This window comes from Actinosynnema sp. NPDC004786 (assembly GCF_053601135.1).
This window is the reverse complement of record NZ_JBSGBG010000069.1, coordinates 1-24,828: the sequence shown is the minus strand read 5'-3', so window position 1 is coordinate 24,828 and position 24,828 is coordinate 1. Positions and strand designations below refer to the sequence as shown.

Genomic DNA, 24,828 nt, shown 5'->3' with positions numbered 1-24,828 from the left:
GCTCAGCGCAGGTCCGTGGCCCGCGTCCCGATGTCCAGGAACTGCACGAGCGAGGTGATGTCGGCGTTGTAGACGAACCCGCGCGTGCGGTCGCCCGCCGTGATGCCCTGCTGCATCGCGTAGAAGCGCATGTGCGGCGGCAGGGGGCTGGACATGCCGAACAGGGTGCGCGCGTAGGCGTCGGGCAGGTCGGCGTCGGTGTCCGGGAACGTCACCGGGACCGCGGTGGTGGCCGAGACGTGCAGGTTGAACAGCAGCGCCGCGCCGTCGGCGGTCACGTGCGTCTGCACCGCCCACGCCGCGCCGGCCGGGTCGCCGTCCGTGGAGTCGCCGTCGGTCAGGTTGAGCACGATCGGCGGGAAGCTGTCCGGGTGCCGGGTGACCCAGTCCGCCACCAGCGACTCGGCGGTGGCCAGCGCCCGGCACATCGGCGTCGGGCCGTGGGCGACCGGGTCGACCCAGACGGGGAAGCGGGTGATCGTCTCCACCACCCCGCCCGCGCCGTCGGGCACCTCCTTGACCCGCTTCTCGACCCGCGCGGGCTGGTCCGCGACCTGGCTGAGCGGCACCAGCTCGCGGCCCGCGAGCGGCCCGGTGAACGCCGAGCCGACCGCGTGCCCGTAGCCGATGACGGCGACGTGGAAGTAGTCGCGGACGCCCTCCTCCTTCGCGCACTTCACGCTCAGCTCGGCCAGCAGCCGGTTGAGCGCGTCGGCGACCACGTCCGCCTTGCGCCGGTGCGCGCCGCCGATCGGGTCGTTCATCGAGGCCGACTGGTCGACCAGGAACACGAAGCAGGACGGGTTGGCACGGCTGATCTCGGCTGCGTAGCTCACGGAGGGTGTCCGCCTCTCCCCAGGGACGGCAGGTGGATCACCCGGAAGGTTAGCCTCACCCCGATCGGCGGTGACGGATCACCCTGGGTGTCGGTCGGCTCCGACGCCGGACGTCCACCCACGTCGGTGACCTGTTGAGCGGCAGGGGGATCCGGCCCGGCGAGCCGCGCCCGGGGTCACCCCACCATCGCGGTCACCAGGCCGCCGTCGACGACCAGGTCCTGCCCGTTGACGTAGGACGCCTCGCCGGAGGCCAGGAACGCGACCGCGTCGGCGACGTCCTCGGCCGTGCCCAGGCGGCCCGCGGCGACCGTGGCGACGATCCGGTCACGCGCGTCGGCGGCCACGTGCGCGTGGTACATCGGCGTCTCGATGTAGCCGGGGCTGACCGAGTTGACCCGGATGCCGCGCGGGGCCAGCTCGGCGGCGAGGGTGCGCGCCAGGTTGCGCACCGCCGCCTTCGTCGCCGAGTAGAGGGCCGCGCCGGCCATGCCGCGGTGCGCGGTCCACGACGCGTTGAGCACGATCGCCGCGCCGTCGGACAGCAGCGGGAGCGCCTTCTGGACGGTGAAGAAGACGCCCTTGAAGTTGATCTCGACCAGGTGGTCGAACTCCGCCTCGGTGACCTCGCCGCCCGGCTGGAACGACGCGACGCCCGCGTTGGCGAACACCACGTCGAGCCGCCCGTGCCGGTCGTGGACCGCCTCGGCCACCGCGTCGAGGTCGGCCGCGCTCGCCACGTCGCCGCGCAGGGCCAGGACCCGGTCGCCGCCGCCCAGGACCTCGACGGCGACGTCCAGCCGGGCCTTGTCGCGCCCGGTGACGACCACGTGCGCGCCCTCGGCCAGCAACCGCCGCGCGGTCGCCAGCCCGATGCCGCTCGTGCCGCCGGTGACGAGCGCGATCCGGCCGTCGAATCGGGAAGGGTTGTGCTCCATGCGGTCGAGCGTGCCGACCGACGCGCGCCGCGGCCAGCAAGATCCAACTTGGGGGTGGCGACATCACCCGTTGGTGTCGGATCGAGGCCCTTACGCCGCGAAGTGCGCCTTCACGTTCGCGATCTCCCGCGCGAAGAGGGCTTCCAGGTCGGCCACGAACCCGGCCGGCGCGTCGGGCACCACGCGGAACTCGCGCCGCCAGTCGAGGAAGCTGCGGCCCGGCTCGCTGGTCACCGGCCGGACCCGGTAGGTGGCCAGGTAGTCGACGATGAACAGCACCTGCCCGACCGAGCGGTAGGTCAGCGACCGGTCCGGCTCGGACCGGCCCACGACCTCCTCGTCCGCCGGGTCGTGTCCCGGCAGGAGGGTGAACCCGAACCGCGAGGGCACCTTCCCGACCGAGCCCCGGTGGGTCCAGCGGGCGTTCTCGATGCCGTCGCCGAAGACGATGTCGAGGAGCACCATCATGTCCCGGACCTGCGCCCAGACCTCGTCGGCGTCGGCGTCGAGGACGGCGGAGTGGTAGACCGAGTACTTCGGCAGCGCAGTCATGGCGCATGGTTCCACCCGGTCGGGACGGCCGACAATCCGGCAGTCGTGTCCTCCGCGGGCCGTCAGGAGCACGTGACCTCCGGGCCGGGGTCGGTCATCGGCGGGCACGCGGTCCGGGTGCGGACGGGGTGCATCGTCCACGTGGTGGTCGCGGGCCGGTAGCCCATGCCGCCGCCGTCCTCGGTGGCGAAGAAGACGTCGTCGCCGTCGTTCACCGGGACCATGCGGAACCCGCCGCCCTCCACCACGCCGACCTCGACCCGGTAGGCGAACGGGCCGGTCGTGCCCGTCAGGTCCACCACGACGTCGAACCGGGCGTCCTCGCCCGGCCCCACCTCGTGCCGCTCGGGGAACGTGCGCGGCGCGGCGTCGCCGTTCACCGCGAAGTCGACCCGGTCGGGCCTGGTCAGCGGCGGTGTCGCGGCCGGCTCGGGCAGGCAGCGGAGCCGGACGACCGGCGCAGCCGCGCGGTCGTCGCCGGGGTAGGGCGTGGGGTCGGGGACGATCCGCACGTACGTGCTCTCGATCGTGGTGCGGCGGTCGGCCGACAGCGTGATCGTGTGCGCGGCGTCGCCGACGGGCAGCGCGCCCTCGCGCAACGCCCACGCGTGCAGGCCCCGGCAGTCCACGACGTCCGCGGGCGGCGTCCGGTCGGCCACCTCCTGCGGGGCCATCAGGAACCAGCCGCGGTCGGTGTCGTGGTCGCTGACGGTGACGTTCACCCGTACGGTGGGCTCGGCGGGCGTGTCCGGCGGGGGTGGTTCGGACCGGGGCCGCCAGACGATGACGCCCGCCGCGAGGACGGCGGCGGCGCAGACGGCGACCACGGCGGTCGTGCGGCCCTTCATCGGCACCTCCCTCCGGGGTGGCCTCCACCGTCCACTGTGGCACCACAGGCGCGCCGGCGGGTGCCGAGGTCGCCGGGTTCGGGATCGTCGGGTTCAGGACCGCCCGGCCGAGACCAGGCCCGTCTCGTAGGCGAGGACGACGAGTTGGGCGCGGTCGCGGGCGCCCAGCTTGGCCAGCAGCCGGCCGACGTGCGTGCGGGCGGTCGCCGTGCTGATGACGAGCCGTTCCGCGATCTCCGCGTTCGACCGGCCCGTGCCGACCTCGGCCAGCACCTCCCGTTCGCGCGGGGTCAGCGCGGCGAGCCGGTCGGCGGCACGCGGCGCGGGACCGGCCGCCGCCGCGCGCATCACCCGTCGGGTCACGGCGGGGGACAGCAGGGCGTCGCCGCCCGCCACGACCCGGACCGCGGCGCGCAGGTCGTCGGGCGAGGTGTCCTTGAGCAGGAACCCCGCCGCGCCGGCGCGCACGGCGTCCAACAGGTGCTCGTCGGTGTCGAACGTGGTCAGCACGACGACGTGGACGTGCCGCAGCCCGGGCTCGGCCACGATGCGCCGGGTGGCCTCGATGCCGTCGCCGCCGGGCATGCGGATGTCCATCAGCACGACGTCCGGCCGTTCCCGCCGCACGAGCGCCACCCCGGCCGAGGCGTCGGCCGCCGCGCCCACCACGGTGATGTCCTCGGCGCGGTCCAGCAGCGCGCGCAGGCCCTCCCGGACCAGCGGCTGGTCGTCCACCAGCACGACCCGGATCACGACGCCTCCACCGGCGGGAACTCGGCCTCGACCAGGAAGCCGCCGCCGGGCGGGGCCTGGGTGCGCAGCGTGCCGCCGAGCAGCGCGAGCCGTTCACGCATGCCGATGATCCCCCAACCGGCGCCCTCCCCGTCCGGTCCGCGCCCGTCGTCGCGGACGGTCAACCGCAGCCCGTCCCCGGAGTAGCGCAATCCTATGTGGACGACGCGGGCGTCGGCGTGCCGCAGCACGTTGCTCAACGACTCCTGCACGACGCGGTAGGCGGCGGCGTCGGCCACGGCGGGCAGCGGCACGCGCGACCCGGTGACCTCCACCCGCACGTCCAACCCGGCGGCGCGGGTCGAGGCGACCAGGTCGTCCAGCCGGTCGAGCCCCGGCACGGGCGCGCGGTCGTCGGACGCCCGCAGCGCGCGTACGGTGGCCCGCAGCTCGCGGACGACGTCGCCGCACGCGGCGCGGACGGCGGCCAACGAGCGGCGGGCGGTGTCCGGGTCGTCCTCCAGGGCCTCGCGGGCCACGTCGGCGTGCAGCGAGATCACCGACACCGTGTGGGCCAGCAGGTCGTGCAGGTCGCGCGCCACGCGCACCCGTTCCCGCTCGACCCGCCGGGCGGCCTCGCGCTCGCGCTCCAGCTCCGCCGCCCGCGCCTGCCGCCGCACCTCGGCCCGCCAGCCGCGCCGCGACCGCACGGCGTCGCCCAGCGCGATGACGCTGGCCATGAGCGCCGCGGAGCCGACGAACTCGTACCCCAGCAGGTAGGCCAGGTCGTCGCCCTCCCGCGCGCGGGCGGCGGTCGAGACCACCAGCAGCGCCACCGACACGCCGACCGCCCACCGCACCCGTCCCCGTTCGGCGGCCGAGTACAGGGCCGCCGCGACCGGCACCGCCAGGCCCACCGGCGGGAACGACGTCGTGTAGTAGGCCAGCAGCACACCGGTCGTGGCCAGCAGCGTGCCGACCGGCCACCGCCGCCGCACGAGCATCAACCCGCCGAGCACCACGGCCAACGCGTAGGCCACGGGGTCGGGCGGGGACGTGTCGCCGATGTTCGCGGCGATGGTCGCGCCGACCACGACCACCACGAGCACGGCGAGCGCGATGTCGGCCGCCACCTGCCGCCCGTCGGTCAGGACCCCTCCTCTCGCCGGCGCGTGCGGAACGCGGGCACCAGTCGGGCGACCAGCCACGCGACGACGCCCGCGGCCGCGCCGACCGCCGTGCCGGTGACCAGGCTGCTCAGCGCGGCGGCGATCCGCAACACCGCCTCCCCGAACACCGGGGGCGGCACGTCGGCGAGAGCCTGAGTCCACAGCAGCTGGTGCGTCGCCGCGAGCAGCACGCCGTGGCAGACCCCGACCGCCAGCAGGGTCACGAACGGGTTCGGCACCCGTCGCCACAGCGCCACGGCCACCCAGATCACGAGCGGCGCGAACACCAGCACCGCGTTGACCGCCGGCCCGACCAACCGCAGGTCGTGCGCGACCACGCGCGGCACGCCGAGCAGGGCCGGCGTCCACAGCCACGTCGCGGGCAGCCCCGTGCGGCGGCTCACGCCGGCGCCTCGGCCCGGCGGGACCGCTGGTGGGCGGTGAACGCGAGCACCGCCGTCAGACCGCTCACGGCCAACCGCGCCCAGTGCCCGGTCTCGAACTCCACGGCCGTGCGACGCAGCACCTCGGCCGAGTGCACCGCGATGCCCTCGGTGAACATGATCTCGTTGCGGGGCCAGAAGTAGAGCACGGAGAACAGGAACTCGCCGACGACCAGCGACGCCAGGCTCGCCAGCACCCACGGCCGTGCCGGCCGGACCCGCCACAGCAGGGCCGCGCTCGCGACGGCCAGCGCCACGGTCAGCGCGCCCATCGGCGGGAACAGGTCGGCCGGCCCCGTGACCTCGAAGAACCCGACCGCGCGGGCGAGCGACGCGGGCGGGTCGTGGAACACGTTGGGGTAGATGACGATCGTCTCGACCAGGATGCCGCCGAAGGCGACCATGGCCACCCAGGCGTACAGGGTGGTGACGATCCGGGACAGGGCGTGTAGGCGCACGGGAACTCCGCAGGTGAACGGGGAACCGCCCCGGGAGGGGCGTCGATGCGCTCCACGCTAGGTGGGGGAGGGGTGCCGGGGCATCGACCTGCGCGCTGGTCCCGCGTACGCAAATGAACGTACGTGATGTGCTTGAGTCTTCGCGTGCTGTTCCAGGAAGAACTGATCGCGCGTGTCCGCGACGTGTGCGCGGACGACGAGGGGTTGGACGCCGCCCTCATGTACGGCTCGTTCGCCGCCGGGGAGGCGGACGAGCACAGCGACATCGAGTTCTGGCTGTTCTTCACCCCGCGCAGGCGGGCCGGGATCGACCCGCGGTCGTGGTGCTCGGGCATCGCGCCGGTCAGCTACGGCCTGGTCAACGAGTTCGGCTCGTACGTGGCGTTCTTCCCCGGCCTGGTGCGCGGCGAGTTCCACTTCGCGACCGTGGACGAGATCGCCGACGTGGCGCGGTGGCCGGCGCGCGGCGCCCCGGTCGAGCGGATGCTGCTGGTGGACCGCCGGGGAGCGCTGGCCCCGGTGCTGCGCGGCCTGCCCGAGCGGCCCGTGCCGCCGGTCGACAGCCCCGAGGCCGTCGCGCGGTACTGCGACCCCTTCGCCAACTGGCTGGTGCTGGCGCACCACCTGGCGGCGCGAGGTGAGGACCTGCGGGCGTGGGACGCCCTCGGGCACGCCCAGCGGCACCTGCTGTGGATGGCACGACTGGCCGAGAGGTCCACCGCGCACTGGCTGACCCCGTCGCGCGGGGCCGAGCGGGAGCTGTCGGCGGACACGGTGGCCCGGCTGCGGGCGGCCACCTCCGCCGCGTCGCCGCGCGAGCTGGTCGGGGCGCTGCGCGCGGCCCTGGAGCTGGGCCGCCGCCTGTGGCCGGTGATCGCCGACCGGGTCGGGCTCGCCGCCCCGACCGCGCTGTTCGCCGAACTCGACGCCGCCCTCCGGCTCCGCGACCACGGCCGTGACACGGCCGGGTGACGCTCACGCCAGGACCGGGAACGCCCGTCGCAGCTCGGCGAACAACAGCCCGTGCCGGCCGCGGCCGAAGGCGCCGACGGCCGTCCAGACCGCGTCCAACGCCGCCCGCAACGGGTCCCGCTCCCGCGTCGTGAAGATCGCCGGGAGCGCCATGGCCTGCTGGAGGAAGTCGTCGTGCCGGCCGTCCGGCGTGGTCACCAGCGTGTGGGGCACCCGTTCGTCGGCGAGCAACCGGTCCCAAAGCCGGCGGTCGTCGTCGAACGGCGGGGGCAGCGGCTCGCCGCGGTCCATGGCGGCCAGCGCGGGCGCGATCCAGTCGATGTCGGCCAGCTGCGCCTCGACGTACGCGCGCCTGGCCGCCCACCGGGCCACCGCGCGCTGCGCGTCCGGTCCGACTTCGGCCAGCGCGTCCACCAACGGCCGGTCCAGCGGTGCCAGGTCGAGCGCGGCGCCGCGCAGCTCCCGGAGCCGTGCGACCGGCAGCCGACCGCCCCACTCGCGTTCCTCGGCCCGCAACCGGGACTCCGCCGCGGCCCGTTCCCGCTCCTCCCGCGCCCGGCGCTCGGCCTCGGCCTTCTCCTCCGGCGTGGGCGGCGGTGGCTGCTCGCGGGCGAACCGGTGCCAGTAGGCGGCGTGCTCGCCGGTCACCTTCACCACCCGGTCCGGTTCGGGCGGCGCGGGCCAGAACTGGAGGACGTAGCGCTCGCGTGAGGGCTCGTGGTCCTCACGGGCCTCGTCCATGCCCGTGGCGCAGTAACGAACCCGGTAGTCGACCGGCGCCAACTCCAACGGCCACGACTCCTCGCCCGCCCACGCCACCAGCGCCGCGGGCCCGGACGGCCGGAAGGACACCTCCACCACCTCCTCCCACGCGTCGCCCACCGGCGGCGGCACGTCGTGCAACTCCACCGCGAAGTCGACCTCGCCCGTGTGCAGGCCGGTCACCAGGAACAGCACGCCGGGAACCGCGCCACCGCACAACCCGTTGACCTGACCGCCGAAGCACTCGGCCATCCCGGGCGACTCATCCCCGCTCTCCACGTAGATCTGCCCGTAGTGCACCCAGGCCGCACCACTCGTCAACGTCCGCACGCCCGCCCCTCCCTCGACCCGTCGCCGAGATCATGGCGAAGCCCACCGACAACCCTCACCGCCCGCCCACGACCGGGGCGACCACGCCGAGGTCGCGCAGCAAGCCTTGCGCCTCGGGTCGGCACAGGTCGCTCCACCGTGCCAGGGCGCGTGCCGCCTTGACGCGGACGTGGCGCGGCGCCTCTGGGTCGTGGGCGATCTCCCTGGCGACCACGGCGGCAGCTTCCCTCCGGTCCCGGCGGTGCTGCGCGGCGGCGGACGCGGCACGCAGCCGTACCCCCGGGCCGGGCGTGCGGTCGCGCGCCAACCCCAGCAGCCGGATCGCGCCTTCGACCGGGTCGAACGCGCCGACGGCGTCGAGCACCTGGAAACGAACCAGCGGCTTCTCGGCGTCGGCGAGCCGCCTCAGCTGCTCCACCACCTCGGTCCGCAGGTCCGGACGCTTCAGGCCGAGCGCACCGGCGGCGTGGACGCGGACGAGCGCCGGCATCGCCTCGTCGGTGGCGATCTCCCACAGACAGGTGGCGCCCGCGTCACGACCCGGCCCGCCGAAGTCGAACAGGTCCTTGGCCACCCGCCACCGCAAGGTCGGTCGGCACGCGGGATCGGTGGCGATGCGGTGCAGGACTCGAAGACCCACGGCGCGATCGTCCACGGCATGCGCTCGAAGCCTGACCGCCGCCGCCCATCGGGTCGCGGGACGGGTCCGCTCGTCGTCACGCAGATCGCGCAGCCGCTGCAGCCCGTGCGACCTCCGCAGGGCGTAGAGCAGCTTCACCCGGTCCGCGTCGGACGTCCGGTCGTCGTCCACCAGGTCGCGCAGAACCGGGATCAACGAATCGGGCGTGTCACCGGTGAGGCCGAGGATCCGACTGACGGCGGAGTTGCGCTCATCCCGAGGCCGGCCGGTGTCGAGGGCAACCGCGTAGTCCTCGGCCAGTGGTCCAGGGCGGCTCAGCGGCGCCAAGCGCAGAAGGCCCCGACGGGTGTTGTAGGCGAGGGCCGGGTCGTCGGCCAGCCGCTCCAACACGGCGATCGCTTCCGGTCGTGAGCGCGGCGACAGCGCACCGAGCGCCTCGGCCGCCCTGACCCGGTCGGCGGGCCTGGTCTCGACGGCGGCCATGACGTCACGCAACATCGCGACCGCATCGGCGGCCAGAGCCGACTGCTGCCACTCGGAGATCCCACCGACCCGTTCGTCGGGCGATGCGGTGCGGTCGAGCAGGAGTTCGCGTTCGGCATCGACTCGGCTCTTACCCGGCAGGAACGATGCCAGCCACCGATGGTAGATCGGCCGGGTTGCGGGATCGTGGAGGAGGACCGACACCGCCTGGCGCACTTCCGGACCGCGGGACGGGAACCCGTGCACCGACCACGTGACGGCCAAGGTGCGTTCGTCCGTGGTGAACTCGGTGCTCGTGGTGAACCTTCGCAGGGCGGCCAGCGCCTTCTCGATCAGCGCGGGGTCGAGCGGCCCGAGCTTGGTCGCGGCTTCGACGCGGCTGAAGACCGGGAGCGACTCGTCGGCGAGCGTTTCCTCCTGGAAGGCGATCGCCGCGGCCACGGTGGTCGGGTCGTGCTCGGCGAGCCGTGTCACCGCGTCGATCCGGTTGTCGTGGTCCAGGTATTCGTCGGTGCCCTGCTGCCGGATCTCCGCGAGCGCTTCCTCCCGCAGGTCGGGGCGCAGCTCCACCAACGCGGAAGCTGCGACGAGTCGCTTGTCCTGGCGGCTGTCCGCGTCTGCCAGGTAACTGCGGAGTGCGGGTGCGACGTCCGCGCCCAGTGCGGCCAGCGAGCGGATCCGCGACTCCCAGCCGAACGTGCCGTCCGCGCCTTCACGCATCACCACGGCGACAGCGGACTCGATCGCGTCCGGTGTCGCGCGGGCCAGTGCCAGCGCGGCGTCACGGCGATCGGGCAGAGGCAGGAGCTCGTCGGCGACGATGTCCCTCAAGCGCGCCACCACTGCGGTGTCCGCCCAGTGGTCCACGTTCTCCATGGCCTTGGCCACCTGGCACACGGTCGAAGCCGTTGCCCGGGGGCCCATCGCCACAGCCCGCAACGCGGCCACGACCTGCGCGCGTGAACCACTGCCGAGCTTGCCCGCCTCCGCCGCCAGCCGGGGCAACTCGGAATCCGGTGTCTCGGGTGCTCCGACGAGGCGGACGACCTCGTCCGCCATCCTGCGGCGGACGCGCCGGCTCCCCAACGCGATGAGGTTCCTCACCGCGTTGATCCGCGCTTGGCCGTCCCACGCGGGGTCGTGCAGCACCGCGGTCATCGCTTCGGCGAACGCGTCCGGGTCCACGACGTCGAACTGGTTGAACACCGGGTAGTCCCGGTGGGAGGCCCACAGCGGGGCCTGCTCCGGCCTGACCAGCGCCAGCATGGCCTCGGACGCCCGTTCGCGGAGGTCGGTGCCCAGTCGCCGCAGCGCTCGCCACGCCGTCATCCGCCCCTCGGGGTCGGCGTGCCGAGTGGCGATCTCCGTGAGGTGCCGGGTCACCTCGCGGTGGAACTCCGGGCCCAGCCCGATCAGCTCGAACCCCGCGTTGACGCGGAACGAAGGGTCGATCGAGCGGTCCGCGAGCACCGCGCGCAGCGACTCCACGGGGTACGGCTCGCCCAACGCCGCCAGGTTGCCGAACGCCTGCACGGTGGTCGGGACGGAGGCGCTCGGGTGAGTGACCACGTCGCGCAGCGCGGCGGCGGCCTCGTCCCGGTGCTCCGGACCCAGGTCGGCGAGTGCCTGCCCGGCCCAGCGCCGGCCGTTGGCGTCGGTGGTCCAGTCGGCGAGGACCGCCCGGAGCAGGTCCAACGCCTGCTGCTGTGCACCCATGTCGGCGAGCGAACGGGCGATGCGCGTCCGCAGGTACGCGGTGACCCCGAACGCCCGGGACAGCGCGACGAGGTGGTCGACGGCCGTCACGCGGTGTTGCGGGCCCAGTTCCGAGAGCGCTTCCACGGCCGAGATCCGGTCGCCGATCGGCAGGCGGCGGTCGGAGATCAGCCGGGTCAGGGCGGTCACGGCCTCACCGGCGTGGTGCGGTCCCAGGGAACCGAGGCCCACCGCCGCGTCGCGCAACCCGGCGGAGAAGTCGGTGCGGGTGCGCAGGACCTCACGGAACACCTCGGCACCGCGCTCGTGGTGCTCGATGTCGATCTCGATCAGACCTGTGGCTGCGTGGACCCGGGCGTGGTCGCGGGCATCGGGATCGTCCAGGATGGCCGTCAGCGCGGCGACGGCGTGGTCGCGGGACTCGCCGTCGAACGTGGCCAGCACGACGGCGGCGTTGCGGAGTTGCTCCGCCGTGGCCGAGGGTGACGCGAGGACGGCCCGGAGGCCCTCCTGGGAGGCGCGATGGCCTTCCGGGCCGCACTCGGTCAGCGCTTCGGCGGCGGTGAGTCGGTGCTCCACCGGGATGGCCGGGTCGTTCACGGCGCGGCGCAGCAGCCGCACCGCGTCGGGTGCCTCCGCACCCCGGAGCCGGGTGGCCAGCGCGGAGGCTGCCTCGACGCGGGACGGCCAGGGCGCGTCCTCGGCCCGCATCAGGTCGAGCAGCCACGCGGCGGTGCCGGGGTGGTGGGCGGCGCGGCTGGTCTCGGAGAGGATCTTCAAGGCCGGGTGCTGGGTGGTCATCGCCCACGCCCGCACGGTGGTCAGGAACGCGTCCACGGCGGCGGCCCCGGTGGGCAGGTGTCGGGCCAGGAGGCGGGCGGCCAGGAGGTGTCGGTCCGCGCCGCCGGAGTGCAGGTGTTCGAGCAGCCGGCCGGCTTCGGCCGGGTGCAGCCGGCTGTGGTGCAGCAGCACGGCGCGCGCGTGGCGGCCCCGGTCCTCGGCGCGGGCGGCGTGCAGGAGGCCCGCGAAGTCGGCGTGCGCGGGGTCGAAGCGCTCCGGCAGCAGCCGGGCCTTGGCCGTGGCGGCGAGGTGTTCGGCAAAGCTGTGGTGCAGGAACCGCAGGTCGTCGCCGCGCCGGGTGAGCGGCCCGACCGCGGCGAGGTACGCGACCAGGTCCTCCGGCCAGGTGCCGGTGAGGTGGGGCAGGTGCCGCGCGGCCCAGTCCTGCGCGGCGACGACCAGCGACGTGTCGGCTTCCAGCCGCACGTGGCCGAGGTGTTCCAGCAGTGCGTCGCGCACCGGGTCGAACGGCCCCGGCTCGGCGTGGTGCGCGGTGCGCAGGTACTTCAGGTACGCCTCGTACAGCTCGTACCGGTTGTCCGGCAGGGGGCGGTGGCCCGGCTGGTCGAAGATGATCGCGGCGATCGTCGCCAGCAGCGGCACGCGTGCCAGCTCGTCCAGGTGGGCGGCGCGGACCTGGCGCACGAACCGGTAGGCGCGGTCGTGGTCGCGGAACCAGTTGCGGGCGAACTGCCGCAGCGCGTGCTGGTCGAACGGTTGCAGCTCGTAGCGGGCGGCGCCGATGCGCTGCAACGGGGCGAGCGCCGCGCCCTCGATCGGTCTGGTGGTGACCACGACCCGGTAGGGCGAGGAGGGGTCCGCGGTCCACGCGGCCAGCACGGTCACCAGCCGGTCGCGCTTGGTGGTGTCGGCGACCTCGTCCAGGCCGTCCACCAGGAGCAGCCAGCGGCAGCCCGCGATCCGCCCCTCCACCGTGCGCTGCTCCAGGGGAGAGGCGAGCAGCGCGCCGTACTCCTCGCCGGCGCTCTCCGCGACCGCTTCCGGGAACGGCCGGCCGAGCCGTTCGGCCAGCTCCCTGGCCGTCAGCCGCAGCGGCACCACCTGCTCGGCCAGGGACACCGGGTCGCCGTCGCGGGTCAGCCACCGCTCGGCCACGTCGGCGGCAAGCCGCAGCGACAGCGTCGACTTGCCCTGGCCGGGACCGCCGGTGACCACCACGTGGTCGTCGCGGTTCAGCGCCTCCCACACCGTCCGGGTGGGCGGGCGCACCGCTAATCGGGTGATCGGCGGGCTGGGTGGCTCCACGACCTGGCCCCGGCGGTCCACGATGGGCACCGGCTGGGGCTGCTCGGGCGGTGGCTCGTCGGAGCCGCTGCCGAGGTCCTGGCGGACGTGCACGGTCGCCAGCGACGGCCGGCGCGCGCCGGGCAGCCGGTAGGGCATCTCGCGTGCGGCGTCCACCTGGGCCCGCATCAGGAACCGGACCGGCGCGGGCAGTTCCGGCAGGTCGGACCACCCTGCGGGAAGGGGAGTCGGAGGCGCTTGCGCGGCGGGCGCGCCGGTCACCGTGATGTGCACGTCGCCGTTGATGGTCCCCGCCAGCACGGCGGCTCCCGGCACGTCACCGTCGATCCGGTTGGTGGCGGACGCAGCGCGCTTCTCCAACCCCGACCTCATTTCGCTCGCGGTGAACGCATGATGTCACAGCGTGCGCCCGAGGGCCGGTGAGTGGCGGGCGGCTCAGACCAGGGGACGGGCGGCTTCCACCGGCACCCAGTCCGGGTGCTTGCCGGTCGCGTCGTCGCCGGACGAGATGCCCCGCAGGCGGCGGTTCACCCAGGGCAGGACGTGCTCGCGGTAGTACCTCGCCTCGACGAGCAGGCTGCGCCGGGCGGCGGGTGCGGGGTCGACGGCGTGCGCCTCGGTGGTGTGCCCGAGCGCGTTGAGGACCAGCGACGCGACCCGCTGGTGGCCGGCGGCGTTCAGGTGCAGCCGGTCCGGCGACCAGTACTCGGGCCGGCGGACCTCGACGTCGTTGAACGCGTCCACCAGCAGCACGTCGTGCCGGCGGGCCAGTTCGGCGATCGCCGCGGTCAGCACCACGCCGCGGCGGTGGATCATGCGGCCGAACGGCAGCCGTTGCGACGGGTCGGCGCCGCTGAGCAGCACCAGCCGCACGCCGGCCGCCGCGCACCGCAGGATGGCGCGTTCGGTCAGCTCGACCAACCGCTTCAGGTCCACGCCGGGCCGCATCATGTCGTTGCCGCCGCCGTTGAGCGTGACGAGCGTGGGCGCGGGGGACAGGGCCAGCGCCGCGTCGAGCTGGGTGGTCGCGATCGGCTCCATCAGCCGGCCCCGGACCGCCAGGTTGGCGTACCGGACCGTCTCGCCGAGCGCGGTGGCGAGGCCCGCCGCGACCAGGTCCGCCCATCCCCGGGGTGTGCCGTCGGGGCGCTCGTCGCCGACCCCTTCGGTGAAGCTGTCGCCGATGGCCACGAATCGCACTGCCGATGCCTCCCGCCGTGACGTCGTCGCCCAGCATAGGAGGCGCCGCGAAGTGACTCAGCACACCTGCTTCGCGCGCAGGACGCGGCGGGTGGCCTCGTCCACGCGCGGGGCGGGCAGCGCGCCCGAGGCGACCGCGCCCTCCAGGTGGTCGAGCACCTCCCGCACCCGGCCGCCCGACGACCACAGCGCGATGTCCGCGCCGGCGGCGAGCGCCTGGGTGACCGCGTCGGGCAGGCTCGCCCGGTCCGTCACCGCGCGCATCGCGCCGAGGTCGTCGGTCATCGCCGGGCCGGTGAAGCCGAACTCGCCGCGCAGCAGCGCGTAGGCGTCCGGGCTCAGCGTGGCGGGCAGCCCGCCCGTGAGGCCGGGCACCTCGATGTGCCCGAGCATCACCACGACGTCGCCGAACCGCGGCAGGTGCCGGTACGGGACCAGGTCCGTGCCGCGCAGCACGTCGAGCGGGGGAGAGGTGACCGCGCCCAGGTGGGAGTCGCCGCTGGTGTTGCCGTGGCCGGGGAAGTGCTTGACCACCGGCGTGACGCCCGCCTCGTGCAGCCCCTCGGCGAACGCCAGCGCGTAGTCGACGGCGGTGTTCGGGTCCGCGCTGAACGACCGGTCGCCGATGACCGTGCGGTCGGGCTGGCCGCTGGTGTCCAGCACGGGGGCGAGGTCCGTGGTCACGCCGCGTTCCCGCAGCGCGACGCCCCGTCCCCGGGCCACGGCCCGGACCTGGTCCGGCGACATGTCGGCGGCCATCCGCCGGGCGCTGGGCAGCGACCCGTCGAGCGCGTCGAGCCGCTGCACCCGCCCGCCCTCGTCGTCCACGGCCACGGTCAGCGGCAACGCGGCGGCGGCGTGCACGGGGGCCAGCGCGCCGGCGGTGAGCAGGCCCACGTCGTCGCCGCCGATGAAGATCCCGCCCACCTGCTCGCCCTGGACCACGGCCAGCGCGTCGGCCGGTCCGCGCGGGTCCACGCCGACGACCAGGAGCTGGGCCAGCCGGGCGCGCAGCGGCAGCGCGGCGATCCGCGCCGCGCACGGGTCCGGGTCCGGGGTGGGCCGCGGCACCTCGGTGGACGACGGCGCGGCGGAGGACGACGACGGCGCGTGCGACGGGGTCCGCAGGGCCGCCGGTGTGCTCGACCGGTCGCCCGGCGCGGAGGTCACCACGGCGAACGACCCGGCGAGCAGCGCGCCGAGCGCCACGAACAGCAACATCGTGGACGTGCCGGCCTTGCGGCCACCCCTGCGCTTCACTTCCGGTCGGTTCCCTCGTCCCGCGGTCACACCGCGTTCCCGTGCCCGCCCGGTCGGCGGACCGCCCGGCCATCGTGCGAGCGGTCGCGCGCGACCGCAACCGCGCCGGAACGGGGGACGTGTGCACGTTTCTCGTCGCAGGACATCACCGACAGGGTATCCGTTGTCCGATTCGGGCGGTGATGACCGTGTTCCGCCTCCCTCGCGCGCGGCCCGGGACGGCTATCGTCGCGGTGGGGTGCTTTCACGGGTCGTGGAAGGCGGGTCGGCATGGTGGCGCACGTCGTGGTCGTCGGCGCGGGCGTCTACGGCGCGGCGGTGGCCGCCTCGTTGGCGCGCCGCGGCGCGCGGGTGACCGTGGTGGACGCGGGCGCGCCCGGCGGCGGCACGTCCGGCGCGACGTTCTCGTGGACCAACTCGTGCGGCAAGCAACCGCGCTCGTACCACGACTTCAACGTCGCGGGCATGGAGGCGCACCGCCGGTTGGCGGCCGACGTGCCGCACGGCGGCTGGTACCACGAGACCGGGAACCTGGAGTGGGCCGCGGCGGCAGGCGCGCGGGACGCGCTGCGCGCCAAGGTCGCGGGCGTCCTGGACTACGGTTACGAGGCGCGGTGGTTGAGCCGGGACGAGGCGCTGGCGCTGGAACCCGACCTGGACCCGGCCGCGCTGCCGGACGGCGGCATCGCCTACTTCCCCCGCGAGGGCTGGGTCGAGCCCGTCCCGCTGATCGGCCACCTCCTGGCGACGGCGGTGTCCCGTGACGCCGAGGTGGTCCACGACGACGCGGTGACCGGCCTGGACGTGACCGGCGACACCGTGCGGGCCGTGCGGCTCGCGTCCGGGCGGCGGATCGCCGTGGACGCGGTGGTCGACTGCGCCGGTCCGCGGGCGGCCCGGATCGCCGGGCTGGCCGGGTTGGCGCTGCCGATGCGCAACACCCGCGGCGTGCTCGTCCACACCTCCCCGGTCGCGGTGGCGGCGGCACGGGTCGTCCACGCGCCCGACGTCCACCTCCGCCCGGACGGCGCGGGACGGCTGCTGCTGCACACGCCCGACACCGACGGCGCGGCACGGGTGTCGGACGACGGCCGGATCGACGTGGACCCGACCGCCGTCGAGGACGTGCTGGCGGCGGGCCGCGCCCTCTACCCCGGCCTGCGCGCGGCGGCGGTGGAGGGCGTGCGGGTGGGCGAGCGCCCCATCCCCGACGACGGCCTGCCGGTGCTGGGCCGGGTGGCCGCGCTGCCCAACTTCCACTTCGCCGTCTCGCACAGCGGCGCGACGCTGTGCCTGCACGCGGGCGACCTGGTCGCCGCGGAGGCGCTGGGGGAGGACCGGGGCGACGCCCTGGCCCCGTTCCGGTTCGAGCGCCTGACCGCCGTCCACTGAGGACGGTCGGCTTCGGTCGGCCGTAGTGGCCGCGTGCCCGGTGATGGCGTGCCCGGGCCCGGCCTGGCACTGTCGCGCTGCCCGCGCGGACGGATGCGACCCCGGAGGACGGCCTTGGCGGACGACGCGAACGGCGGGCTGCTCCGCCGGCTGACGAGCCGCCAGATCGGCATGATCTCGCTGGGCGGCGCCATCGGCACCGGCCTGTTCCTCGGCTCCGGCCTGGCGATCTCGATGGCCGGCCCGGCGGTCGTGCTCGTCTACCTGGTCGGGGCGCTGGCGGCGGTCGGCGTGGCGTACGCGGTGTCCGAGATGGTGGTGGTGCACCCCGAGGCGGGCGGGTTCGGCGCGGTCGGCGCGCGGTACGCCGGGCCGATGGTCGGGTACGTGCAGCGGTGGTGCTACTGGGCCACCCAGGTGATCACGGTCGGCGGCGAGGTCGTCGCGGCCGGGCTCTACGTCCGCTACTGGTGGCCGCAGGTGCCGCTGTGGGCGTCGGTGTGCGTGTTCGCCGTGGCGATCGTGGCCGTCAACTTCGCCGCCGTGCGGCTGTTCGGCGAGGTCGAGTACTGGTTCGCCATGGTCAAGGTGACGGCCCTGGTCGTGTTCCTGGTGCTCGGCGTGCTGTACGTGGTGTTCGGGCTGCCGGGGCAGGACGCGGTGGGCCTGTCGGCGTGGACCGGTCACGGCGGGTTCGCGCCCAACGGGCTGGTGGGCGTGCTGCTCGCGGTCACCGTGGCGACGTTCAGCTACGGCGGCGTGGAGTCGGTGGCGATGACCGCCGCCGAGTCCCGCAGCCCCGGCCGGGACATCCCGCGCGCAGCCCGGCGGGTGGTGCTGCGGCTGGCGCTGTTCTACGTGCTGGCGACCGGGATCATCGTGGCGATCGTGCCGTGGACGGAGGCCGCGGCGGTCGACGGGGTCGCGGAGAGCCCGTTCGTGACGCTGTTCGCGTCGATCGGCGTCCCCGCCGCCGCGGGCCTGATGAACCTCGTGATCCTCACCGCCGCGTTGTCCGCCGCCAACACCACCCTGTACCTCGCGTCGCGCACGGTGCACTCGCTGGCGCTGGACCGGTACGCGCCGCCGGCGCTCGCGGCGGTGAGCCGACGGGGCAGCCCGGTGCGGGCCGTGCTGGCCTCGACCGCGGGCCTGGCCGGCGCGGCGGTGGCGGCGGCGCTGTCCCCGGACGCGGCGTTCCCGGTGCTGCTCGGCATCGCGATGTTCAGCGGCATGGTGGCCTGGATGCTGATCTTCGTGAGCCACCTGGCGTTCCGGCGGGCACGCCGGGGCCTGCCGCCGTCGCCGGTCCGGCTGCCCGGCGCGCCGGTGACCACGGTGTTGAGCCTGCTCTACGTCGTGCTGGTGGTGGTGGCGACGGCGTTCACCGAGGCGTTCGGCCCGGCGTGGCAGGTCGGGGTGCCGTTCGTGGCGCTGGTGCTGCTGTCGTACCCGCTGGTCAGGCGTCGCCGGACCGGCCGGCGGGAGGCCGCGACGGCTCAGCCGGACGCGGTGTAGCCCTGCTCGACGATGCGTTTGGCGGACGCGTCGTAGGCCGCCGGGTCGGTCGGCGCGAACGTGCCCAGGCCGTCGACGTACCGGTTGAACATGCAGAACGCGGCCGCGATCAGCACGGTGTCGTGGATCTCGACGTCGGTCGCGCCCTCCGCGCGGGCCCGGTCCACCAGCTCGGCGGTGACCTTGCGGCCCGAGTCCTGAACGGCGGCGGCGATCCGCAGCAGCGCCCGCAGCTTCTCCGACACCGGCGCGCCGTCCAGGTCGGCCTTCACCTGGTGCACCAGGGCCATGCCCTCGTCCAGCTGGGCGGCGGCGAACGCGGAGTGCGAGTTGTGGCAGAACGTGCACTCGTTCAACGCCGACACGTAGGACGCGATCAGCTCGCGCTCGCCGGGCGGCAGCGAGTGCGGCGCGCGGAGCAGGACTTCGGCCAGCTCGTTGAGCGGTTTCGCGGTCTCCGGTCGGAACCGCATCAGGCCGGTGATGCCGGGGAAGTGGGTCTCGTCCAAGCCGAGGTCGATGTGCGCCATGGCGGTCACGCTAGCCGTTCACCGACCGCTCGGGGGGTGGTCGGTGAACGGCCGCACTGCGTGATCCCGCAGTGGGCGGCCCGGTCCCGCCGCCAGGGGTGCGGCGGGACCGGGCGTGGTCGTCACCGGGCGTGGCCGCGCAGCGCCAGCAGCACCGCGCCGGTGGTCAGGCCGAAGCCGACCACGTGGCCGAACAGGCTGACCCACTGGGCCCCGCCGACCACGAACACCATGTCGCCCATCATCGGGTCGGCCGTCACGCTCAACCACAGCGGCATGACGACCAGCGCGCCGACCACCCACAGCGCCGCGCCGTAGACCAGGCTGGCGGCGTAGACCGGCGGCACGAGGCGGAAGTTGCGGGTGAGCAGGCCGAACAGCGCGCCGGCGAGGGCCGAGATGACCATGTGGACGAGGAAGCCGACGAAGGCGTTCTCCACGCCGATCAGCATGCCGACCATGGGCAGCATGTCGACCCCGGCCATCAGCAGGCCGAACACGAGGCCGCCGGCGAGACCGGCCGTCGCCCCGTCGCGGACGGGCGAGTCGGACCTCGTGGACGTCGAGGCGGTGAGTGTCGCGGTCACGTTCAGCTCCTTTGTCAGTTGTAAGGCATGGTCGGGAACCAGCCGACCCCGAAGAGCGACGGGACGCGGACGTCCCAGTACACGAGCAGGAACACGCCGAGCGCGATGAGCAGCGCCGCGCTGACCACCGCCGAACGGCGGCCGTTGGCGCTGAACCACCGCAGGAACCGGCCCCTGGTGCCCAGGGCCAGCGCCGCGAACACGACGGTGACGAGCAGGACGTTGCCGATGGACTGGAGGACGAACGTGCCCGCGCCGAACAGCGGGTTGCCGGACTCCACCGCGGAGCGGAACAGCTTGATGAACATGGGGTAGGGCCGACCGATGAGGAACGCGCCCACGAGCGCGCCGAGCACCACCACGCGCGCGACCGGCCGGTCCCGGAACAGGTCGGGCAGCACGCCGAGGGCCGCCAGCCCCAGGTAGGCCATGGCCAGGCCGACCACGCCGAACACGATCGCCGACTGCACCAGGCGCACCGGCATCGTGCCGACCATCGCGCTGGACAGCTGGGGCAGGTCCGGCCCGATCAGCACGCCGACCGCGCCGTAGGCCGCCGACACCCCGACCATGCCCGCGGTGAAGAACCCCAACGGGCGCAGCAGCGAGCCGAGCGTCCCCGGCCGGGACGCGCCGCCCGCCTGGCTCATCGGCCCGATCGAGGCGGCCATGGCGATGTTGCAGGCCGTGAACGTGCCGGCGAGGCCCGACACGAACGCGAACACCAGCCCGGCGGCGGTGCCCGCGATCGACGCCGTCGCGGCCTCCTCGCCGAGCAGCGCGTTCGCCACGTTCGCGCCGATCACGTGGTCCACGAACTCGTAGGACCACAGCACGGACAGCAGCACGCCGACGACCACGCTGCCGACGATCAGCCGTCCACGTCCGGTGGTGCGGTCGGTCCCGATGACGGGCCGGGCCTGGGTCATGGGCGTTCCCCCGTTGCGGTCGCGGCGACTCCGGTCGACCCAATGTCCTGGTCGGCGCGCCGGCCGGACAACTTCCATGCTGCTGTCCTGCGCCCCGCGCCGATCCCCGCCGGGAAAGGGCGGTCCGGGGCGATCGCGTCACCGCCAATACCGGCATCGCGGATACCAGCACCGGTGGTGCTCACGCGCGTGTCGGAGTGGCGGCATTGAAGCCGAATCACGTCCCCGGTGCCAGTGGCACGATCGGAAACCCGATGCGTGCTGCGGGAAACAGCATTCGCCGGTAGCCGGACAGCACTTAGCCGAGGTACGTTCGGGATGTTCTTTCCCCGTCAAGTGGAACGGCGCTCGACGGCGCGGCGGTCGTGGGCCGCATTGCTTTCGTCCGGGAACCGACTCGAATTCTCGTGAGCGGAAGAAGGTGACCCCATGGCCGGGGAAATGGTGCGCGGAGACGTCCCGATCGCGATCGTCGGAATGTCCTGCCGGTTGCCGCAGGCCCCCGACCCGGCCGCGTTCTGGCGGCTGCTGCGCGACGGCCGGGACGCGATCACCGCCCCGCCGCCCGGTCGTGAGGGCTCGCTGCCGGCCGGGTTCCTCGACGCGGTGGACGGCTTCGACGCGGCGTTCTTCGGCGTGTCGCCCCGCGAAGCGGCCTCGATGGACCCCCAGCAGCGGCTCGTGCTGGAACTGGCGTGGGAGGCGCTGGAGGACGCGCGGATCGTCCCCGACACCCCCGCCGTCGGCGGCGCCGGCGTGTTCATCGGCGCGACGTGGGACGACTACACGGCCCTCAGCCACCGCGCGCCCGTCACCCCGCACACCATGACCGGCACGAACCGGGGCGTGATCGCCAACCGGGTGTCGCACTTCCTCGGCGCGGGCGGGCCCAGCCTGACCGTGGACGCGGCGCAGTCGTCCGCGCTGGTCGCGGTGCACCTGGCGGTGGCGAGCCTGCGGCGCGGCGAGTCGTCGATCGCCCTGGTGGGCGGGGTGAACCTCAACCTCGGCGCGGGGCGGGAGGCGAGCGCGGTCGAGTTCGGCGGTCTGTCCCCGGACGGGCGCAGCCACACGTTCGACGCGCGGGCCAACGGGTTCGCCCGCGGCGAGGGCGGCGCGGTGCTCGTGCTCAAGCCGCTGGACCGGGCGCTCGCCGACGGCGACCCGGTGCACGCGGTGATCCTCGGCAGCGCGGTGAACAACGACGGCCCCACGCGCAGCCTCACCGTGCCGAGCGCGGAGGCGCAGGCGCGGGTCGTCCGGGACGCGATGAGCCGCGCGGACGTGCGCGCGGACGACGTGCAGTACGTCGAGCTGCACGGCACCGGCACCCCGGTGGGCGACCCGGTCGAGGCGGCCGGCCTCGGCGCGGCGCACGCCGGCCGCGCCACCGAGCTGCTGGTCGGCTCGGCCAAGACCAACGTCGGCCACCTGGAGGGCGCGGCGGGCGTGGTCGGCCTGCTGAAGGCCGTGCTCGCGATCCGCCACCGCGCCCTGCCGCCCAGCCTGAACCACGTCACGCCGAACCCCGCCATCCCGTTCGCCGACCTGAAGCTGCGGGTCCAGACGGCGCTGACCCCGTGGCCCCGCGCGGACCGGCCGCTGATCGCGGGCGTGTCGGCGTTCGGCATGGGCGGCACGAACGCGCACGTCGTCATCGCCGAACCACCACAGCCCGGACCCGCGCCGGACCCCGCACCGCAACCGCGACCGGCCGAGCCCGGACTGATCGAGCGGGGACCGGGCGAGCCGAGGCCGGCCGGGCAGCGACTCGCCGAACCGGGATTGGCCGAGCAGGAGTCGGCCGAACCGGCATTGGCCGAGCCGGGATCGGCCGAACCGGCATCGGCAAAGCCGGCATTGGCCGAGCGAGCATCGGCCGAGCCGGGATCGGCTGAGCGAGGGTCGGGCGGGCGGGTGCCGGTGCCGTGGGTGCTGTCCGGCAAGACCGAGCAGGCCCTGCGCGCGCAGGCCGGGCGGCTGCGCGACCACCTCGCCGCCCACCCCGACGCGACCGCGGCCGAGGTCGGGCACGCGCTGGCGACCACGCGCACCCACTTCACCCACCGCGCCGTCATCCTCGGCGATCCGCCGACCGACGCGCTCACCGCCCTGGCCGAAGGCCGGCCCGGCCCGCACGTCGTGACCGGCCGGGCCGCCGAACCGGGCCGGACGGCGTTCGTCTTCCCCGGCCAGGGCGCGCAGTGGATCGGCATGGGCCGGGAGTTGTACGCGGCCGAACCGGTGTTCCGGGCCGGCGTGGACGCCTGCGCCGCCGCCCTCGCGCCCCACACCGACTGGTCGCTGGTCGACGTCCTGCGCGGCGGCGCGCTGGACCGGGTCGACGTGGTGCAGCCCGCGCTGTTCGCCGTGATGGTGTCGTTGGCCGCGCTGTGGCGCTCCTTCGGCGTCGAGCCGGACGCGGTCGTCGGCCATTCCCAGGGCGAAATCGCCGCCGCCCACGTGGCGGGTGCTTTGTCGTTGGCCGACGCGGCCCGCGTCGTCGCATTGCGCAGCCGGGCCCTCACCACATTGGCCGGTCAAGGCGGAATGACTTCCGTCACACTTCCGTTTGCCGAAGCCGAGCAATTCCTGACGCGGTGGAATGGCTTGTTGACCGTTGCCGCCGTGAATGCGCCGGACTCCGTCGTGGTGTCCGGCCCACCCGCCGCGCTGGCCGAGCTTTCGGCGGCCTGCGCGGCGGACGGCATCCGGGCGCGCCCCATTCCGGTGGATTATGCCGCCCATTCGGCGCAGGTGTCGGCCATTCGGCGACGGCTGCTCGACGACCTCGCCGACGTGCGCCCGCGGTCGGCGGACGTGCCGTTCTACTCGGCGGTGACCGGCGGCCCGCTCGACACCGCCGGCCTCGACGCCGGGTACTGGTACCGCAACCTCCGCGAGCCCGTCCGCTTCGACCTGGCCGCGGCCGCGCTCGCCGACGACGGCCACGACGTGCTGGTCGAGGTGAGCCCGCACCCCGTGCTCGTGCCCGCGGTGGCACCCCGCACCCTGGTCACCGGCACCCTGCGCCGCGACCACGGCGGCCGGGACGAGTTCCTGGCGGCGGTGGGCCGGGTCTTCGTCGCGGGCGGCCACGTCGACCTCACCACCGCGTTCCCGCCCGGGACCCGCCCGGTCGACCTGCCCACCTACACGTTCCAACGCCGGCGGCACTGGCTGGGCGACGTCGCGCCCGACCTGCCGTCGGTCGAGCCGTCCGCCGACCCGGCCGACCAGGTCACCGCCGCCATCGCGGCCGTCCTCGGGCACGACGACGTCACCGACATCGACCCGACCCTCACCTTCAAGGACCTGGGCTTCGACTCGGTGATGGGCGTCGCGCTGCGCGACCGCATCAACAGCGCGCTCGGCCTGCGGCTGTCGTCCGGCCTGATCTACGACCACCCGACCCCCGCCCAACTGGTGGCCCACCTGCGCGACGGCACCGCGGACGTCCCGGACGCCGTCACGGCGGTGGACGACGACCCGATCGTCATCGTCGGCATGGGCTGCCGGTTCCCCGGTGGTGTGGCGTCCCCGGACGACCTGTGGCGGCTGGTCACCACCGAGGGGGACGCGATCGGCGACTTCCCGACCGACCGGGGCTGGGACCTGGCCCGGCTGTACGACCCCGAGCTGCGCAGCGGCGGCACCAGCGCCGTCGGCCGGGGCGGGTTCCTGGCCGACGCCGGCGGCTTCGACGCGGCGTTCTTCGGCATCTCGCCCCGCGAAGCCCTGGCGATGGACCCGCAGCAACGCCTGGTGCTGGAGACGGCGTGGGAGACGTTCGAGCACGCGGGCATCGACCCCACCTCGCTGCACGGCAGCCGCACCGGCGTGTTCACCGGCATCTGGTCGTCCGGGTACGCGGTCGGCACACCGGTGCCCGAGGACGTCGAGGGCTACCTCGTCACCGGCACGGCGACCAGCGTGACCTCGGGCCGCGTCGCCTACCACCTGGGCTTGCGCGGACCCGCGCTGTCGATCGACACGGCGTGCTCGTCGTCCCTGGTCGCCCTGCACGTCGCGGCGCAGGCGCTGCGGGCGGGGGAGTGCGACCTGGCGCTGGCGGGCGGCGTCACGGTCATGGCCACCCCGGTCATCTTCACCGAGTTCTCCCGCCAGCGCGGCCTCGCCCCGGACGGCCGCAGCAAGCCGTTCTCGGCGTCCGCGGACGGCACGAGCTGGAGCGAGGGCGCGGGTCTGGTGCTGCTGGAGCGCCTGTCGGACGCGCGCCGCAACGGCCACCGCGTCCTCGCCGTGGTGCGGGGCAGCGCGGTCAACCAGGACGGTGCGTCGAACGGGTTGACCGCGCCGAATGGTCCTTCTCAGGAGCGGGTGATTCGTCAGGCGTTGGCGAATGCGGGGTTGCGGCCGTCCGATGTGGACGTGGTGGAGGCGCACGGCACGGGTACGACGTTGGG

General features: G+C 74.5%; 19 protein-coding genes. 4 read left to right on the top strand and 15 right to left on the bottom strand.

Annotated elements, in window-relative coordinates; genetic code table 11:
* Positions 1–2: 2 nt before the first annotated feature.
* The 8 genes from ACWEFJ_RS36680 to ACWEFJ_RS36645 form a co-directional block, all read right to left on the bottom strand.
* Positions 3–836, bottom strand: coding sequence for a vWA domain-containing protein (locus ACWEFJ_RS36680; protein ID WP_378093737.1), 834 nt, complete (start codon positions 834–836; stop codon positions 3–5).
* A gap of 176 nt (positions 837–1,012) precedes the next feature.
* A complete protein-coding gene (locus ACWEFJ_RS36675; protein WP_449716584.1) occupies positions 1,013–1,774 on the bottom strand; it encodes a glucose 1-dehydrogenase in 762 nt (253 codons plus the stop codon).
* Positions 1,775–1,864: 90 nt separating this feature from the next.
* Complete coding sequence (locus ACWEFJ_RS36670; RefSeq protein WP_378093733.1) at positions 1,865–2,326, bottom strand: SRPBCC family protein; 462 nt, start codon at positions 2,324–2,326, stop codon at positions 1,865–1,867.
* Positions 2,327–2,388: 62 nt separating this feature from the next.
* On the bottom strand, positions 2,389–3,174 hold the full coding sequence (locus ACWEFJ_RS36665; RefSeq protein WP_449716583.1) for a hypothetical protein: 786 nt from the start codon (positions 3,172–3,174) through the stop codon (positions 2,389–2,391).
* 93 nt (positions 3,175–3,267) lie between these two features.
* On the bottom strand, positions 3,268–3,927 hold the full coding sequence (locus tag ACWEFJ_RS36660; protein ID WP_449716582.1) for a response regulator transcription factor: 660 nt from the start codon (positions 3,925–3,927) through the stop codon (positions 3,268–3,270).
* Positions 3,924–5,039: a sensor histidine kinase gene (locus ACWEFJ_RS36655; protein ID WP_449716581.1), complete on the bottom strand. Its 1,116-nt coding sequence runs from the start codon at positions 5,037–5,039 to the stop codon at positions 3,924–3,926. The genes ACWEFJ_RS36660 and ACWEFJ_RS36655 overlap by 4 nt, the downstream gene beginning before the upstream one ends.
* A gap of 14 nt (positions 5,040–5,053) precedes the next feature.
* A complete protein-coding gene (locus ACWEFJ_RS36650; protein ID WP_449716580.1) occupies positions 5,054–5,479 on the bottom strand; it encodes a hypothetical protein in 426 nt (141 codons plus the stop codon).
* Entirely contained in the window at positions 5,476–5,976 is a 501-nt protein-coding gene (locus ACWEFJ_RS36645; protein WP_449716579.1) for a DUF1772 domain-containing protein, read from the bottom strand. Before ACWEFJ_RS36645 ends, ACWEFJ_RS36650 begins: the two co-directional genes overlap by 4 nt.
* 132 nt (positions 5,977–6,108) lie before the next feature.
* Here ACWEFJ_RS36645 and ACWEFJ_RS36640 point away from each other — a divergent pair, with 132 nt between their 5' ends.
* Positions 6,109–6,948 carry a hypothetical protein gene (locus ACWEFJ_RS36640; protein ID WP_449716578.1) on the top strand — a complete coding sequence of 280 codons (840 nt, stop codon included), beginning with the start codon at positions 6,109–6,111 and terminating at the stop codon, positions 6,946–6,948.
* A gap of 3 nt (positions 6,949–6,951) precedes the next feature.
* Here ACWEFJ_RS36640 and ACWEFJ_RS36635 read toward each other — a convergent pair whose 3' ends face one another.
* The 4 genes from ACWEFJ_RS36635 to ACWEFJ_RS36620 form a co-directional block, all read right to left on the bottom strand.
* Positions 6,952–8,040, bottom strand: coding sequence for a hypothetical protein (locus ACWEFJ_RS36635; protein ID WP_449716577.1), 1,089 nt, complete (start codon positions 8,038–8,040; stop codon positions 6,952–6,954).
* 55 nt (positions 8,041–8,095) lie between these two features.
* Positions 8,096–13,345: an NACHT domain-containing protein gene (locus tag ACWEFJ_RS36630; protein WP_449716576.1), complete on the bottom strand. Its 5,250-nt coding sequence runs from the start codon at positions 13,343–13,345 to the stop codon at positions 8,096–8,098.
* A 75-nt stretch (positions 13,346–13,420) separates the two neighbouring features.
* On the bottom strand, positions 13,421–14,185 hold the full coding sequence (locus ACWEFJ_RS36625; RefSeq protein WP_378093713.1) for an SGNH/GDSL hydrolase family protein: 765 nt from the start codon (positions 14,183–14,185) through the stop codon (positions 13,421–13,423).
* 57 nt (positions 14,186–14,242) lie between these two features.
* Positions 14,243–15,406, bottom strand: coding sequence for a glycoside hydrolase family 3 N-terminal domain-containing protein (locus ACWEFJ_RS36620; protein ID WP_449716591.1), 1,164 nt, complete (start codon positions 15,404–15,406; stop codon positions 14,243–14,245).
* Between the two features lie 309 nt (positions 15,407–15,715).
* Between ACWEFJ_RS36620 and ACWEFJ_RS36615 the strand changes: the two genes are divergently transcribed.
* Positions 15,716–16,837 carry an NAD(P)/FAD-dependent oxidoreductase gene (locus tag ACWEFJ_RS36615; protein WP_449716575.1) on the top strand — a complete coding sequence of 374 codons (1,122 nt, stop codon included), beginning with the start codon at positions 15,716–15,718 and terminating at the stop codon, positions 16,835–16,837.
* A 114-nt stretch (positions 16,838–16,951) separates the two neighbouring features.
* Positions 16,952–18,355, top strand: a complete 1,404-nt coding sequence (locus tag ACWEFJ_RS36610) for an amino acid permease (protein ID WP_449716574.1) — start codon at positions 16,952–16,954, stop codon at positions 18,353–18,355.
* Here the strand turns inward: ACWEFJ_RS36610 and ACWEFJ_RS36605 are convergent.
* The 3 genes from ACWEFJ_RS36605 to ACWEFJ_RS36595 all read right to left on the bottom strand — a co-directional run bounded on the left by ACWEFJ_RS36605 (position 18,337) and on the right by ACWEFJ_RS36595 (position 20,401).
* The gene (locus ACWEFJ_RS36605) at positions 18,337–18,885 is read right to left on the bottom strand and encodes a carboxymuconolactone decarboxylase family protein (protein WP_449716573.1); all 549 of its coding nucleotides are present in this window, start codon (positions 18,883–18,885) and stop codon (positions 18,337–18,339) included. The two genes, ACWEFJ_RS36610 and ACWEFJ_RS36605, sit on opposite strands and share 19 nt — an antisense overlap.
* Positions 18,886–19,007: 122 nt before the next feature.
* On the bottom strand, positions 19,008–19,472 hold the full coding sequence (locus ACWEFJ_RS36600) for a hypothetical protein (RefSeq protein WP_378096425.1): 465 nt from the start codon (positions 19,470–19,472) through the stop codon (positions 19,008–19,010).
* Between the two features lie 14 nt (positions 19,473–19,486).
* Complete coding sequence (locus ACWEFJ_RS36595) at positions 19,487–20,401, bottom strand: hypothetical protein (protein ID WP_449716572.1); 915 nt, start codon at positions 20,399–20,401, stop codon at positions 19,487–19,489.
* A gap of 429 nt (positions 20,402–20,830) precedes the next feature.
* Between ACWEFJ_RS36595 and ACWEFJ_RS36590 the strand changes: the two genes are divergently transcribed.
* Positions 20,831–24,828: type I polyketide synthase (locus ACWEFJ_RS36590; RefSeq protein WP_449716571.1), on the top strand; the 3,998-nt coding region annotated here is incomplete at its 3' end.

What these genes read in the sequence shown, in the direction of transcription:
- ACWEFJ_RS36595 (WP_449716572.1), bottom strand. Translation starts at nt 20,401, where the DNA reads ATGACCCAGGCCCGGCCCGTCATCGGGACCGACCGCACCACCGGACGT.
- ACWEFJ_RS36670 (WP_378093733.1), bottom strand. Translation starts at nt 2,326, where the DNA reads ATGACTGCGCTGCCGAAGTACTCGGTCTACCACTCCGCCGTCCTCGAC.
- ACWEFJ_RS36675 (WP_449716584.1), bottom strand. Translation starts at nt 1,774, where the DNA reads ATGGAGCACAACCCTTCCCGATTCGACGGCCGGATCGCGCTCGTCACC.
- ACWEFJ_RS36665 (WP_449716583.1), bottom strand. Translation starts at nt 3,174, where the DNA reads ATGAAGGGCCGCACGACCGCCGTGGTCGCCGTCTGCGCCGCCGCCGTC.
- ACWEFJ_RS36605 (WP_449716573.1), bottom strand. Translation starts at nt 18,885, where the DNA reads ATGGCGCACATCGACCTCGGCTTGGACGAGACCCACTTCCCCGGCATC.
- ACWEFJ_RS36615 (WP_449716575.1), top strand. Translation starts at nt 15,716, where the DNA reads ATGGTGGCGCACGTCGTGGTCGTCGGCGCGGGCGTCTACGGCGCGGCG.
- ACWEFJ_RS36620 (WP_449716591.1), bottom strand. Translation starts at nt 15,406, where the DNA reads ATGTTGCTGTTCGTGGCGCTCGGCGCGCTGCTCGCCGGGTCGTTCGCC.